We start from the raw sequence: 14,132 nt of genomic DNA, 5'->3' as shown, positions 1-14,132 counted from the left end.
CGCTTGATTTCGCGGCTGCGTCTAACCCAGCAGCGTCGGCTTCACCCACCAGCCCGGCTGTTCGCGCTGCAACGCCTTCGCCGCCGTGGCGCTGGCATGGCAATCGTCGAACAGCGCGAAGCAGGTCGCTCCCGAGCCGGACATCCGGACGAACCGGCAACCCGATGCCGCGCCGAGCCGCTCCAGAACCTCGCCGATCTCCGACGCGATCCGTTGCGCCGGCGCAGCGAGGTCGTTGGTCGTCGATGCGAACCAGCCCGGCAGCGCCGCGGCCGATGCCGGCGCCGCGAGGCTCGCCTTACCCGCCGCGGAGACCGTCTCGCCGGCCTTCAGTCCGAGCGCCCGGAACACCGCGACCGTCTCGACCGCCACCCCCGGATTGACCAGCACGGCGAACAGCGGTGGCAGCCGCAGCACCGGCCCGAGCCGCTCGCCGATGCCCGCCATCAGCCGTGCGCGCGAATCGAGGCAGACCGGGACGTCGGCCCCGACCTGCATGGCGACCTCGCGCAGGAGCGGATCGGCCGGGGCGATGCCGTTCAGCCGCGCCAGCAGGCGCAGCGCCGCCGCCGCATCGGCCGAGCCGCCGCCCAGCCCCGAGGCGGCCGGCAGGCGCTTGACGAGGTGGAAGCGCCCGAGGCGTGAAGCCGGGCGCGCGGCAGCGAGCGCGCGGGCCGCGCGCAGCACGAGATTGCCGTCATCGGCCGGCAGACCGGCCGCGCGCGGGCCGGCGATCGAGAGGCCAAGCGGTGCAGCGGGATCGAGCGAGAGCGTGTCGCCGATGCGCGCGAAGGCGACGAGGCTTTCGAGCTCGTGATAGCCGTCCGCGCGCCGGCCCAGCACCTTGAGGTCGAGATTGACCTTGGCGCGCGCCCGCGTCGTCAGCGGCAGAACCACGGGGTTGAACTCCGGCGCGGCGACGGGGGTCAGCCGCCGTCCTTCTTCGTCTCCTCGACGGCGTTGGCGGAGGGATCCTCGAGCCCGCGCTCGATCTTGCGCAGGATCTTCTCCAGATCCTCCGGCTCGGGCTTGAGGTCGCGGGCATGGTTCCACTGGTACTTCGCCTCGAGCTGGCGCCCGGTCTTCCAATAGGCGTCGCCGAGATGATCGTTGATGACCGGATCGGAGGGACGCATCTCCATGGCGCGCTCGATCGCGCGCGCGGCTTCCTCGTAGCGGCCGAGGCGGTAATAGGCCCAGCCCAGCGAATCGATGATGTAGCCGTCGCGCGGCCTGAGCTCGACCGCGCGGCGCAGCATGTCGAGCGCCTCGTCGAGCTTGAGATGCCTGTCGACCAGCGAATAGCCGAGATAGTTCAGGACCAGCGCGCGCTCGGAGCCGAGCGGATCGGGCAGGAGCTCGAGCGCCTTGCGCAGATCGGCCTCGGCCTCCGGCCAGCGGTTGCTGCGCTCGCGGGTGATGCCGCGGAAATAATACAGATCCCAGTTGGCGCGGCCGGGCGAAGCGAGCTTGGCGATCGCCTTGTCATAGGTCGCGGCCGCCTCGGCGAACAGCTTGCGCGAGCGATAGACGTTGCCGAGCGCGGAAAGCGCGTCGATATCGTCCGGCCGCTCCGCGATCACCTTGTCGAGATGCTTCACCGCCTCCTCGGACTTGCCGAGGTTCTCCAGCGCCAGCCCCGCCTGGATCTCGGCGTTCGGGCGCAGCGGCGAGGAGGCCGGCATCCTGTCGTAGACGGTGACGGCATCCTCCGGCTGGCGGGCGCGCTCGAGGATGTCGCCGAGCGCCAGGATGGCGAGGTCGTGGCCGGGATCGAGATAGATCGCCATGCGCAGATAGAGCAGCGCCGCCGCCTCGTCGCCCTGGCGGTTGCCGGCGCTGGCGAGGCCGTAGAGCACCTCGGCCGCGCCCTGCTGCGCCGTGGAGATCTGGCGCGACGGCGCCTCCTTCCGGCCGACGAGCGCCATGCCCTCGCGGATGATCGGGTGATTCGGCAAAAGCTGGTCGAAGGCAGCATAGGTTTTGGCGGCCCCCTCGAAATCGCCGGCGCGCGCCTGGTAGCGCGCCCAGACATCGACCACGCGCAGCGTCGTCTTCTCGGCGTCGTAGGCGGCTTTCAGCCGCTTGCCGGCCTCGGTCCTGCGGCTGGCGGCGTCGAGGATCAGCCCGGCGTGATAGTCGCGGAAGAGATTGTAGGAGGGCTCGCCCTTCAGGCGCTCCAGGGTCTCGATGGCGCGGCGGGAATTGCCCGAGCCGAGATAGGACCAGGCCGAGAGCAGCGTCGCGGTGATGTCGGCCGCCCGCCCCTTGCCGCCGCGCTGGAGATGGTTGCGCGCCGTCTGATAGTTCTTCTGCTTGATCGAGCGGATGCCGATGACGAGCTGCGCCAGCCCGTTGCCGGGATCGTGCTGGATCAGCTTGTCGGCGGCCCGGAAGGCGTCCTGCATGGCGCCGTCGGCCAGGAAGGCGACGAAAGCGCGCTCGGTCAGGTCGTTGTTCTGCGGGTCTTCCTTGATCGCCTCGCGCAGATAGACCGAGGCCGCGCCGAGATCGCGCGAGGCGCCGGCGACGATCGCCGCGAGGTAGTTGCCCTCCAGGCTGTCGCCCGGCTCGAGCGAATCGGCGGCGCGGGCTTGAGTCGCGCCCTGGGCGGCGGCCATGGCCGGCAGGAACAGCAACAGCGACAGGGCAGCAGCCGTGCCGGAAGCACGCACTTTCTTCAATAATGTCACGACTGCCATTCTCCCTCGGTCCGCTGCCCCGTCATTCCGGGGCGCGCGCATCCAGCGGACCGTGATCGCTTCGCGTAGGCCGCCAAGATGGCGGTTTCCGGGCGGGCGGGCAAGCTGGCCCAGGCGCCGCGAAGCCCCGGTTTCGTAGCAGCCGCGCAACACTCGCGGGAATCCGTGAGGAACGGAAACCGGAGCAAGGAAAGATGGTCATCACACAAGGATATCGGGACTATATTTCGCCCGCCTGCAGGTTTCGCAGCAACTCAACCGGGATCATTCCAATGAAAAAGATCATTCTGAGCATTGCCGCCGTGGCGCTGCTGGGCGGCTTCGTCGCCGGCTGCGCCAAGGACGAAACCAAGCCGGTCGCGCCGGTCGTCCGCAAGGGCTGACCGGCCTTCGGGCCAACGACAAAGGGCGCGCCGCGCGGCGCGCCCTTCTTGATTCATCGGCCGGCGAATCGCCCGCGATCACATATTCGCGTAGCCAGGTCCGCCGCCGCCTTCCGGCACCGTCCAGGTGATGTTCTGGGCCGGGTCCTTGATGTCGCAGGTCTTGCAGTGGACGCAGTTCTGCGCGTTGATCACGAAGCGCGGATTGGTCTTGGCCTCCGTGTTCTCATAGACCACCTCGTAGACACCGGCCGGACAATAGAGCCGCGCCGGCTCGCCATAGAGCGGCAGGTTCCTCGCGATCGGGATCGTCGGATCGGTCAGCTTCAGATGGGCCGGCTGGTCCTCCTCGTGATTGGTCGAGGAGAGGAAGACCGAGGAAAGCTTGTCAAAGGAGATCTTGCCGTCGGGCTTGGGGTAGCTGATCGGCTTGACCTCGGCGAGCGGCTTCAGCGTGGCGTAGTCCGGCTTGCCGTGCTTCAGCGTGCCGAAGGGCGACCAGCCGAAGAGCTGGTTCAGCCACATGTCGACCCCGCCGAGCCCGATGCCCACAGCCGTGCCGAATTTCGACCAGAGCGGCTTGACGTTGCGGACCGGCTTCAGGTCCCGGCCGATATCGCTGTCGCGCCAGCTCTCCTCGATCTCGACGACCTCGTCGTGCTGACGGCCGGCTTGCAGCGCCGGCAGCAGCTTTTCAGCCGCCAGCATGCCCGAGAGGATGGCGTTGTGGCTGCCCTTGATGCGCGGCACGTTGACGAAGCCCGCCGCGCAGCCGATCAGCGCCCCGCCCGGGAAGCTCAGCTTCGGCACCGACTGGAAGCCGCCCTCGGTGATCGCGCGCGAGCCATAGGCGATGCGCTTTGCGCCCTCGAAGGTGTCGCGGATCAGCGGATGGGTCTTGAAGCGCTGGAACTCGTCGAAGGGCGAGAGCGTCGGATTGGTGTAGTTCAGATGGACGACGAAGCCGACCGAGACCAGGTTGTCGTCGAAATGGTAGAGGAAGGAGCCGCCGCCGGTGCCGTTGCCGAGCGGCCAGCCGAAGGAATGCTGGACGCGGCCCTTGTGGAACTTCTCCGGCTCGACCTGCCAGAGCTCCTTCAGGCCGATGCCGTATTTCTGCGGCTCGCGGCCGGCGTCGAGCGCAAATTTTTTGATCGCGATCTTGGAAAGCGAGCCGCGCGCGCCCTCGCCCAGCAAGGTGTAGCGGCCGCGCAGCTCCATGCCGCGGGTGAAGCGGTCGGAGACGGTGCCGTCCCTGGCGATGCCCATGTCGCCGGTGGCGATGCCGGCGACCGAGCCATCCTCGTTATAGAGCAGCTCGGCGGCGGCGAAGCCCGGATAGATCTCGACACCGAGCGCCTCGGCCCGCGCCGCCAGGAATTTCGCCACCAGCCCGAGCGAGCCGACGAAATTGCCGTGGTTGTTCATCAGCTTCGGCATGCCGAAATTCGGCAGGCGGATGCCGTTGGGCTCGGTCAGGAAGTAGAAGACGTCCTCTGTGACCTCGGTGGTGAGCGGGCGCTCGGGATCGTCGCGCCAGTCCGGCACGAGACGGTCGAGGCCGATCGGATCGATGACGGCGCCAGACAGGATATGGGCGCCGACCTCGGCGCCCTTCTCGACCACGACGACGGAGAGGCTTTCATCGAGCTGCTTCAGCCGGATCGCCGCCGCGAGCCCGGCAGGACCGGCGCCGACGATGACGACGTCATAGTCCATGCTTTCGCGCGGTTCGCTCAGTGCTTCCTTCAAATCCATCCTGCCCTCCGCCTCGAAACCCGCGCCACCCACAACCAGTCTGGAACCCCTCTATCCAAGCGCGCGCGCCATTTTGCAACTGCGCCGGCTCGCGAAGCCGCGCCGGAGGGTGTAGACTTGAACGCATGAGCCTGTCCGATGCCGCCGACCCCGGCGCACCCGATCTTCACGAGCTTCTGAGCTGGTACGCCGAGATGGGCGTGACCGAGGCGCTCGACGAGGTGCCGCGCAACCATTTCGCCGAAGCGGCTCCCCTCCCATCCGCCCCGCGCGCCGCCGGGCAGCTTCGCCCGCTGCCGGGCCGGCCGGCGGCGCCGGCACGGCCGATGCCCGCGGCCGCGACCGCGCCGGACGATGCGACGGTGAGTGCCCGCGCGCTCGCCCGCGAGGCGCGCACGCTCGACGAGCTGAAGGCCGCCATGGCCGGGTTCGAGGGCTGCGCGCTCAAGGCCACGGCCAAGAACCTGGTCTTCGCCGACGGCAACCCGCAAGGCCGGGTGATGATGGTGGGCGAGGCGCCGGGCGCCGACGAGGACCGGCTCGGCCTGCCCTTCGTCGGGCGCTCGGGGCAGTTGCTCGACCGCATGCTGGCGGCGATCGGGCTGAGCCGGAAGGAGGACGTCTACATCGCCAACCTGCTGCCCTGGCGCCCGCCCGGCAACCGCACGCCGACCCCGCAGGAGGTGGCGATCTGCCTGCCCTTCATCCAGCGCCAGATCGAGCTCGCCGATCCCGACATCCTGGTCTGCGTCGGCGGCCCTTCGGCGCAGGGGCTGCTCGGCTTCACCGGCATCTTGCGATCGCGCGGCAAATGGGTGGAATACGACACCGGCACGCGGCGTATCCGCGCCATCGCGACGCTGCACCCGGCCTATCTGCTGCGCCGCCCGCTCGACAAACGCCTGAGCTGGCGCGACCTGCGCGCGCTGAAGGCAGCTTTGGGGGAAAGCTGATCCGGTTCCGGAACCGCCGCGGTCAGCTGGCGTTCAGGAACCGCCTTGCAAAGACGACTTGAGTTCCCCGGCTCTCTTGGCGACATTGCGGGGAGCTTCGCCGGGGACGCCTTCATGCAGTGGAAAGATTACCGCCAGTCCGAAAACCTCGAGGACAGGCGCGGCAGCGGCGGCGGCTTCGCCGGCATGCCCGGCGGGCGCGGCGGCGTCGGAATCGGCACGATGGTGGTGCTCGGCCTGCTCGGCTGGGCGCTCGGCATCGATCCGCGCCTGCTGATCGGCGGCGCCGAGATGCTCGGCGGCATCGGTGGAGGCCGGCAGGCGCAGGAGGCGCAGCCTTCCTCCGGCCCGCCGCAGGACGAGATGGGCCGCTTCGTCTCGGCCGTGCTGGCGCAGAACGAGGACATCTGGTCCAAGATCCTGCCGCAGCAGGCCAATACCCGCTATCAGCCGCCGCGCCTCGTGCTGTTCAACGGCGTCGACCGCTCCGGCTGCGGCACGGCGCAGGCCGCCATGGGGCCGTTCTATTGCCCGGCCGACAAGAAGGTCTATCTCGACACCTCCTTCTTCCGGGAGATGCAGCGCAAGCTCGGCGGCGGCGGCGAGTTCGCCTATGCCTATGTCGTCGGCCACGAGGTCGGCCACCACATCCAGAACCTGCTCGGCATCCTGCCCAAGGCCAACCAGCTGCGCGAGCGCTCCTCCGAGCGCGACGCCAACGCGATCTCGGTGCGCATCGAATTGCAGGCCGACTGCTTCGCCGGCGTCTGGGCGCACAACATCCAGGCGATGGGCCGGCTCGACCAGGGCGACATCGAGCAGGCGATGCGGACCGCCTCGGCCATCGGTGACGACAAGCTGCAAAAGGCGGCGCAGGGCGTGGTCGTGCCGGATTCCTTCACGCACGGCTCCTCGACCCAGCGCATGAAGTGGTTCAACACCGGCTTCCAGTCCGGCTCGATGCAGAGTTGCGACACCTTCCGCAACCAGGTGTAGCGCAATCCTCCGGCCGAACCGTTCCGTTCATCCCGCGTTACTCTTCACCGGGCTAGATTGCGGAACATGAGCCAGAAGGAGAATTCCATGCGTCGTTTCCTGATCGCCGCGGCGATCGCCGCCAGCGCCGCCGCAGCGGCGACAACGGCTTCGGCCACGCCGGCCAGCGAAGCGCTCGCGCCGGCCATCGCGCATCAGCTCGACAGGCAGGCGGTCGAATTCACCGCCAGCGCGGCCAAGCGCGAGCGGATGATGATCATCCAGCAGAACCTGAACCGGCAGCGCCAGGGCGGGCCTGCCTACGGCGCCGGTCGCGGCCGTGGTCCCGGCTACGGCCCGGGCCCCAGGCCGGGTTATGGTCCCGGACCCGGCTACGGCCGTGGCTTCGACCAGGGTTACCGCCCCCGCCCCGGCGGCCCGCCGCCCTATGGCTATGGCCGCCCCCGCTACGACCGCTGGTGACGGCGGTCCGCACAATTTCCGGATTTTTTGACGCGGAGGGCTCATTGCAGCCCTCCGTTTCGTTTTGGCGGGCGCCCGATCCTGGATCGCCAGGCGTCCCACCGGACGCGACGTGACGATCTATCTTCTTGTTTCAGCTTCGGATTTTCCGAACCGTGGCTTCCACTTCCCGGTCCGACGCTCTAGCTCCAGAATCCGTCCTGATGCGCGCGCGGCGAGAACGTATCGTCGCCCTCCTGCTCTTCCTCGCGCTCGTCCTCCTCGCGCTCGGTCTCAAGCGCGCGACGGGAATCGTGCCGTTCAAGCATGGATCTCTCCTTTCGATGTCTGAGGAGCCGCTTTTGGCGTTCGTTAAGCTATGAACTTATGCTGCATTGCACAATACCCTGGCTAGAATGCACTCCGCCATGCATTTCGCGCATGGCCTAACCGGCCCGCTCCCGCAGGACCGGCAGCCGGACGGGGGCGCGGTCGAGGCGGCCGGCCGCCGCCATCGTCCTCGGCAGGACCAGCCCCGGCCGAAGCCCGCGGCCACCGAGGGCGAACAGGACCCGCTCGCGCAGGGATGCGGCGATCCCGCTGAGCGGAATCAGCCCCGGCCGCTGCGGCGCGAGCGAGAGATGGCGCTCCACGACCTGCACCCAATGGGCCTGCGGCGCGTCGCCGGCATCGAACAGCACCAGGCGCTCGCCGCGTGCATGGGCCGCGCCATCCTGCCAGGCCCGGCCCGGATCGGCGCGCAGATAATGCGCGCCGGTCGCGTCTGCGGTCCGCCGCGCCGCCAACGTTCCGGCGGTGTCGACGATCACCGCATGGCCGAGAAGCCCCTCCGCGACCGCCGGAATCAGGATGGAGAGCGTCGCGGCGAGCGCCTCGGGGGAACCATCGCCGCGGATCACAGCCGTGAGCATGAGCGAAATCCTATGCCGCATTGCAGCATGCCACAATCCCGCCACTTGCCTTTTGTTCTTGTTATGTTCACTCTAAAACGGACCAGAAGGCGCCGATTCCCGGCGCCGCCCCGGTTCGAAAAGCCATGCCACAGGCCAGACCCACCCCACGGCCCTTCCCGGCGACGGCCCGTGCCGGCGATCGCGTCGACGCGGAGAGGCGGCGCGGGCGCGGCGCCACGATCAATCCGGGCGGGCGCTACGAGGCCGAGGAACGCATCGCGGAGGATGACGGCTGGGGGTCGCTGGGCGAGCTGCCGCCGTTCCAGACCGAGATCGCCTATGAGAAGGCGCGCAGCATCATCACGCGCAACACCTCGCCCGACATCTCCTTCGACCGCTCGATCAATCCCTATCGCGGCTGCGAGCATGGCTGCGTCTACTGCTTCGCCCGGCCGACCCACGCCTATCTCGGCCTCTCGCCGGGGCTCGACTTCGAGAGCAGGCTGACGGTGAAGCCCGATGCCGCGGCGCTTTTGGAGAAGGAGCTGTCCGCGCCGTCCTACCAGCCGCGCACCATCGCCATCGGCACCAATACCGACGCCTATCAGCCGATCGAGCGGAAGCTCAAGGTCATGCGCGCGATCCTCGAGGTGCTCTCAGCCTTCAACCACCCGGTCGGCATCGTGACGAAATCGGCGCTGGTGCAGCGCGACATCGATATCCTGGCGCCGATGGCGGAGAAGGGGCTGGTCAAGGTCGCGCTCTCGGTGACGACGCTCGATCCGAAGACCGCGCGCGGCATGGAGCCGCGCGCCGCCTCGCCCGCGAAGCGGCTGGAGACGATCCGGCGGCTGGCCGAGGCCGGGATCCCGGTCTCGGTCCTGGTCGCGCCGATCATCCCGGCGATCAACGAGCACGAGATCGAACGCATCCTCGACGCGGCGAAGGCGGCGGGCGCCGAGGGCGCCGGCTACGTTCTGCTCAGGCTGCCGCTCGAGGTCCGCGACATCGTGCAGGAATGGCTCCTGACGCATCATCCCGACAAGCTCAGGCACGTGATGTCGCTGATCCGCTCGACGCGCGGCGGCAAGGACTACGATTCGCAATGGGGCCAGCGCATGGTCGGCTCCGGCCCCTATGCCTGGATGATCGGCCGGCGCTTCGAGATGGCGGCCGAGCGGATCGGCTTCAACGCGGCGCGGCGGCGGCTGCGGACCGATCTCTTCGTCAAGCCGCAGAAGGAGAAGGCGCAGCTCAGCCTGTTCTGAGCGCCGCCCTCAACCCGCCTCGCGGATGGCCTCCGCCGTGGCGAGGTCGACCGAGACCATGCGGCTGACCCCGCGCTCGATCATGGTCACGCCGAACAGCCGCTGCATCCGCGCCATGGTGATCGGGTTGTGGGTGATCAGGATGAAGCGGGTCTCAGTGCTCCGCGCCATCTCGGCGAGCAGGTCGCAATAGCGCTCGACATTGGCGTCGTCGAGCGGCGCGTCGACCTCGTCGAGCACGCAGATCGGCGAGGGGTTGGTCAGGAACACCGCGAAGATCAGCGCGATCGCGGTCAGCGCCTGCTCGCCGCCCGAGAGCAGCGTCATCACCTGCGGCTTCTTGCCGGGCGGGCGGGCGAAGATCTCGAGCCCGGCATCGAGCGGGTCTTCCGAATCCACCAGCCTGAGCTCGGCCTCGCCGCCGCCGAACAAGACGCCGAACAGCCGCTGGAAATGACCGTCGACGACGGTGAAGGCGGCGGCGAGGCGCTCGCGCCCCTCGCGGTTGAGCGCGCCGATCGCCTGCCTGAGGCGGCGGATCGCCTCCGTCAGGTCGTCATGCTCGCCGGACAGCCCCTCGCGCTTGGCCTTGACCGCGACAAGCTCGTCCTCGGCGCGCAGGTTGACGGCGCCGAGCCGCTCGCGCTCGCCCTTGAGATTGACGAGGCGCCGCTCGATCGCCTCCGGTTCCGGCAGGCCGTCGCCCGGCTTGACGCCGGCGATCGCCTGCAGCCCGTCGAGGCCGGTATCGAGGCCATCCTGGATCTGGCGGACGATGTCGGCGAGGCGCTGGCGGGCGGCTTCGAGCCGCGCCTCGGCCGAGGCGCGGCGCTCGCGGGCGCCCGAAAGCCCTTCGAGCGCAAGCCGCGCCTGCCGGTCGGCCTCCGCCAGCGCGGTCTCGCCGGCGGCGAGCCGGTCGGCCGCCGCGCGGCGCGCGCCTTCCGCCCCATCGATTTCGGCGACGAGGCGGCGCCGCTCGACGAGGAAGCTGTCGGGCGCATCGAGGAGGGTCTTGCGCTCGGCATCGGCGGCCTCGATCCGGCGGCGGGTCTCAGCGGCAGCCTGGAGGCTTGCCGCGGCGCGCTCCTCCCAGGCCCGGATCTCGGCGGCGACGGCCTCGCGACGGCGGGCGCGCAATTCCGCTTCCCGGGCCAGGGTCTGGACCCGCGCGCGGGCATCGGAGGCGGCGGTACGGGCTTGCCCCAACAGCAGCCGGGCCTCGAGCAGCCTGTTCTCCAGCGCGGCCGGGGCCGGCAGGAGTGAAAGCCCCGCCTCCTGCGCGGCGACCTGTTGCGTCGCTTCCGAGACCGCCTGGCCAAGGCGCTTGATCGCCTCGGCCAGCGTCGAGCGCTTCACCAGCGTCTCGGCCGCCGCGCGCTCGGCCAGCGTCAGCTGCCCGCGGGCCTGATCGACGGCGCGGCGCGCCAGCCGCGCCGCCTCGATCGCCGCTGTCTCGGCCTCGGCCGCCTGCCGCGCCGCGGTGCTCGCGGCGTCCAATGTCCGGCGCGCTGCCTCCGCTGCCTCGCGGGCCGCTTGTGCCGCGCCTTCGAGATCGGCGAGGCGGTTCTTCTCCGAGAGCCGCCGGGCGGAGGGCGAAGGGGCGTCGGCCGCGCTGGTGAAGCCGTCCCAGCGCCAGAGATCGCCCGCGCGCGAGACCAGCACCTGGCCCTGCCTCAGCGCCGGCCGCAAGGCCTCGCCCGCCTCGGGCGTGACGATGCCGATCTGCCTGAGCCGCCGCAGCAGCGCGGCGGGCGCCGCGACATGGGTGGCGAGCGGCTCGGCGCCCGCCGGCAGGGCGGGGTCGTCCGCGCCTTCGCCGGTATCGCTCCAATGCGCGGGGGCGCCCGTCTCGGTCGAGGCGTCGAGATCGTCACCCAGCGCCGCGCCGAGCGCGATTTCATAGCCCTTGGCGACGCTGACCGCATCGAGGATCGCCGGCCAGCGATCGCCCGCCGCCGGGGCGACGAGCTTGCGCAGCGTGCCGATCTCGGTGTCGAGGCGCTGCGCCCTGCGCTCGGCCTCGGCAAGAGGGCCACGCCGCGCGGCTTCGCGCTCGCGCGCGGAGGCGACCGCCGCGCGTGCCGCGCCCGCCTCGGCATCGGCTCGCTTCAGCGCCGTTTCGGCGACGGCGAGCGCCTCGCGCAGCGCGTCGAGCCGGGCCTTCGCATCGGAGGCGTCGAGGGTTTCGAGATCGTGGACCAGCCTGTCGCGCTCGGCCATGGTGCGGCCCTGGCGCTGGCCGGCCTCCCGCAGCGCGCCTTCCAGCGCCGCCCGCCGCGCGGCGAGATCGGAGAGCGCCGCCTGGGCGGCGGCCTGCCCGGCTTCGGCCACGGCGAGGGCCTCGTCCGCCGCGCGCTCGGCCCCGGCCGCAGCTTCGGCGTCCGATCCGGCACCCTCGCCCTCGCGGGCGAGCGCCGCGCCCTCCCCGGACAACCGGGCGAGGCTGCCGGCGGCGTCGCGCCCGATCGTCTCCTGCCGCGCGAGATCGGCCTGCAATTCGGCAAGGCGCCGCCCCAGTTCCTCCGCCCGCTGGCGGGCGCGGCGATCCTCGGCCTCGAGCTCGTCGAGGCCGCGCTTCAGCCTGACCAGCGCGGCAGCGGCGGCGGCCTCGGCCTCGCGCAGCACCGGCATCGCATGGGCGGCGATGGCCTGCCGTTTCGCGGCCTCGGCCTGCAAGCCGGTCTGATCGGCGACGGCGCCGACCGCCTCCTTCAGCACATGCTCGGCCTGCGTCTGCTGGGCGCGAGCGTCGCCGATGGCGATCAGGCCAAGCATCGCCTCGGCGCGGCGGATATCGGCGGCGAGGCTGCGATAGCGCCCGGCCTGCCGGGCCTGCCGCTGCAAGGCCTCGATCTGCCCGTCGATCTCGCCGAGCACGTCCTCCAGCCGGGTCAGGTTGTCCTCCGCCCCGCGCAGGCGCAGCTCCGCCTCGTGGCGGCGGCTGTGCAGGCCGGCGATGCCGGCGGCGTCCTCCAGGATGCGGCGGCGCGATTGCGGCCGCGCCGCGATGATCTCGCTGATCTGCCCCTGCCGGACCAGGGCGGCGGAGCGGGCGCCGGTGGCGGCATCGGCGAAGAGGAGCTGGACGTCCCGCGCCCGCACCTCCTTGCCGTTGATGCGGTAGGTCGAGCCCTCGTCACGCTCGATCCGGCGCGTGACCTCGAGCACATCGGCCTCGTTGAAGGCGGCGGGCGCCTTGCGGTCGCTGTTGTCGAGGGTGAGCGAGACCTCGGCCATGTTGCGGGCCGGGCGCTCGTTCGAGCCGCCGAAGATGACGTCGTCCATCCCGGCGCCGCGCATGTTCTTGAACGAGCTTTCGCCCATCACCCAGCGCAGCGCCTCGACGAGGTTCGACTTGCCGCAGCCGTTCGGCCCGACGATGCCGGTCAGCCCCGGCTCGATCGGGAACTCCGTCGGCTCGACGAAGGTCTTGAAGCCGGCGAGCTTGAGGCGCGTCAGATGCACGGCCGCTCCTTCGCGACGGCCGCGCCCGGACGCAACCCCTCACTTGCCGAGGAGCGGCTCCAGGATCTTGTCGAACTCTTCGATCGAGAGCGCACCGGAATATTTCTGCCCGTTGACGAAAAATGTCGGCGTCGAATCCACGCCGACCTTGGCCCCGCCATCCTTCACCACCGTGACGGCGTCGTAGATGTCCTGCCGCTTCAGGCAGGCCTCGAAGGAATCCTGCGTGAAACCGGCCTGCTTCACCAGCGCCGACAGCGCATCGACCGGCTTCTCGACGAAGGCCCAGTTCTTCTGCTGCGCGAACAAGAGATCGGTCATCGGATAGAACTTGTCGTTGCCGTTGCAGCGGGCGAGCATGAAACCGGCCGTCGCCAGCGGATCGAGCGGGAATTCGCGCAGGGCGAAGCGCACCTTGCCGGTATCGATATATTTCCTCTTCAACTCCGGCCAGGCCGTGGCGTGGAAATGCGCGCAGTGCGAGCAGGTCAGCGAAGCATATTCGACGATGGTGACCTTGGCATCGGGCGAGCCGAGCCAGACATCGCCGAGCGGGCCGGCATCGGGCAGCTTGGTCTGGGCGCGCGCGGCGGGGGCCAGGCCAAGCGCGGCGGCGGCGATGCCGGCTGCGCCGGTCAGGAGCTGTCGCCTGTTCGTCATCGTGAAGGATCCTCGGAAGGTCGAAACCGGTTGGAGCTATAGTGACCATCGCGATTGTGGCAAGAGCAGATCGCGCCGCGCGGCACGCCGCTCACGAAGCCGTGTCGTCGGCGCGCGCCTGCGCCTCGAGCGCCACCGCCCGGCCGAGCCGGGCGAGCGCCTGGCGCAGGCGCTCGTCCACGACGCCGGAAACCTGCGCCGCGACGCGTACCGCAGCCTCCTGGTCGAGCTCAGGCACCGGCTTCGGCGCGGGCGGCACGGCGACCGGGCCCTGCTTGAGCACGAGCCTGCCGACGGCGCGCCAGCCGAGATGGGTGTTGACGCGCTCGACCACGAGCGGCCCGAGCTGCTGCATCTCGAGCGCGAAGGCGCCCTCGACGCGCACCACCATCGTCGCCGGCTCCGACGGCTCGCCCGGCGCCGGCCGGCGGCGCGGCCAATCGATCCTGAGCGGGTGCGAGCGCGCCGCCAGCCGCTCGCCCACGATCTCCGGCCAGAGCGTGATGATGGCGCGCCCCGCGAAACCCTGCGCGGCGAGCACGGGTGCGATGCAGTCGTCGATCAGCTCGGCGAGCGGTTTGGCGGACATGAT

Annotated in this window: 13 protein-coding genes; 5 read left to right on the top strand and 8 right to left on the bottom strand. The window is 70.2% G+C overall.

Going from position 1 to position 14,132, the window contains the following annotated elements:
* Positions 1-21: 21 nt before the first annotated feature.
* Entirely contained in the window at positions 22-897 is an 876-nt protein-coding gene (locus M9917_RS15330; protein WP_297255074.1) for a 4-(cytidine 5'-diphospho)-2-C-methyl-D-erythritol kinase, read from the bottom strand.
* Positions 898-926: 29 nt separating this feature from the next.
* The gene (locus M9917_RS15325) at positions 927-2,693 is read right to left on the bottom strand and encodes a tetratricopeptide repeat protein (RefSeq protein ID WP_297255072.1); all 1,767 of its coding nucleotides are present in this window, start codon (positions 2,691-2,693) and stop codon (positions 927-929) included.
* Positions 2,694-2,896: 203 nt separating this feature from the next.
* On the opposite strand from M9917_RS15325, the gene M9917_RS15320 reads away from it, so the two are divergent.
* Positions 2,897-3,085, top strand: a complete 189-nt coding sequence (locus M9917_RS15320; protein WP_297255070.1) for a hypothetical protein — start codon at positions 2,897-2,899, stop codon at positions 3,083-3,085.
* Between the two features lie 78 nt (positions 3,086-3,163).
* Here M9917_RS15320 and M9917_RS15315 read toward each other — a convergent pair whose 3' ends face one another.
* On the bottom strand, positions 3,164-4,843 hold the full coding sequence (locus tag M9917_RS15315) for an electron transfer flavoprotein-ubiquinone oxidoreductase (RefSeq protein ID WP_297255069.1): 1,680 nt from the start codon (positions 4,841-4,843) through the stop codon (positions 3,164-3,166).
* A 125-nt stretch (positions 4,844-4,968) separates the two neighbouring features.
* On the opposite strand from M9917_RS15315, the gene M9917_RS15310 reads away from it, so the two are divergent.
* The 3 genes from M9917_RS15310 to M9917_RS15300 all read left to right on the top strand — a co-directional run bounded on the left by M9917_RS15310 (position 4,969) and on the right by M9917_RS15300 (position 7,254).
* The gene (locus M9917_RS15310) at positions 4,969-5,796 is read left to right on the top strand and encodes a uracil-DNA glycosylase (RefSeq protein WP_297255067.1); all 828 of its coding nucleotides are present in this window, start codon (positions 4,969-4,971) and stop codon (positions 5,794-5,796) included.
* A gap of 114 nt (positions 5,797-5,910) precedes the next feature.
* The gene (ypfJ, locus tag M9917_RS15305; protein ID WP_297255065.1) at positions 5,911-6,792 is read left to right on the top strand and encodes a KPN_02809 family neutral zinc metallopeptidase; all 882 of its coding nucleotides are present in this window, start codon (positions 5,911-5,913) and stop codon (positions 6,790-6,792) included.
* Between the two features lie 87 nt (positions 6,793-6,879).
* The gene (locus tag M9917_RS15300; RefSeq protein ID WP_297255063.1) at positions 6,880-7,254 is read left to right on the top strand and encodes a hypothetical protein; all 375 of its coding nucleotides are present in this window, start codon (positions 6,880-6,882) and stop codon (positions 7,252-7,254) included.
* Between the two features lie 182 nt (positions 7,255-7,436).
* Here the strand turns inward: M9917_RS15300 and M9917_RS15295 are convergent, their stop codons facing one another.
* The gene (locus M9917_RS15295; protein ID WP_297255061.1) at positions 7,437-7,562 is read right to left on the bottom strand and encodes a hypothetical protein; all 126 of its coding nucleotides are present in this window, start codon (positions 7,560-7,562) and stop codon (positions 7,437-7,439) included.
* Between the two features lie 117 nt (positions 7,563-7,679).
* Positions 7,680-8,165, bottom strand: a complete 486-nt coding sequence (locus M9917_RS15290; RefSeq protein ID WP_297255059.1) for a hypothetical protein — start codon at positions 8,163-8,165, stop codon at positions 7,680-7,682.
* Positions 8,166-8,290: 125 nt separating this feature from the next.
* Here M9917_RS15290 and M9917_RS15285 point away from each other — a divergent pair, with 125 nt between their 5' ends.
* Positions 8,291-9,415 carry a PA0069 family radical SAM protein gene (locus M9917_RS15285; protein WP_297255057.1) on the top strand — a complete coding sequence of 375 codons (1,125 nt, stop codon included), beginning with the start codon at positions 8,291-8,293 and terminating at the stop codon, positions 9,413-9,415.
* 9 nt (positions 9,416-9,424) lie between these two features.
* Here M9917_RS15285 and M9917_RS15280 read toward each other — a convergent pair whose 3' ends face one another.
* The 3 genes from M9917_RS15280 to M9917_RS15270 form a co-directional block, all read right to left on the bottom strand.
* The gene (locus M9917_RS15280) at positions 9,425-12,880 is read right to left on the bottom strand and encodes a chromosome segregation SMC family protein (protein WP_297255056.1); all 3,456 of its coding nucleotides are present in this window, start codon (positions 12,878-12,880) and stop codon (positions 9,425-9,427) included.
* Between the two features lie 39 nt (positions 12,881-12,919).
* Positions 12,920-13,540 (bottom strand): DsbA family protein, encoded by a 621-nt coding sequence (locus M9917_RS15275; RefSeq protein WP_297255054.1) that lies wholly within the window; start codon positions 13,538-13,540, stop codon positions 12,920-12,922.
* Between the two features lie 91 nt (positions 13,541-13,631).
* Entirely contained in the window at positions 13,632-14,129 is a 498-nt protein-coding gene (locus tag M9917_RS15270) for a DUF721 domain-containing protein (RefSeq protein WP_465246383.1), read from the bottom strand.
* Positions 14,130-14,132 lie beyond the last annotated feature (3 nt).

Origin of the sequence: Bosea sp. (in: a-proteobacteria), from assembly GCF_023953965.1 — a bacterium.
GTDB lineage: Bacteria > Pseudomonadota > Alphaproteobacteria > Rhizobiales > Beijerinckiaceae > Allobosea.
Note: the sequence above shows the minus strand (reverse complement) of the source record. Positions and strands in the feature narration are given on the sequence as shown.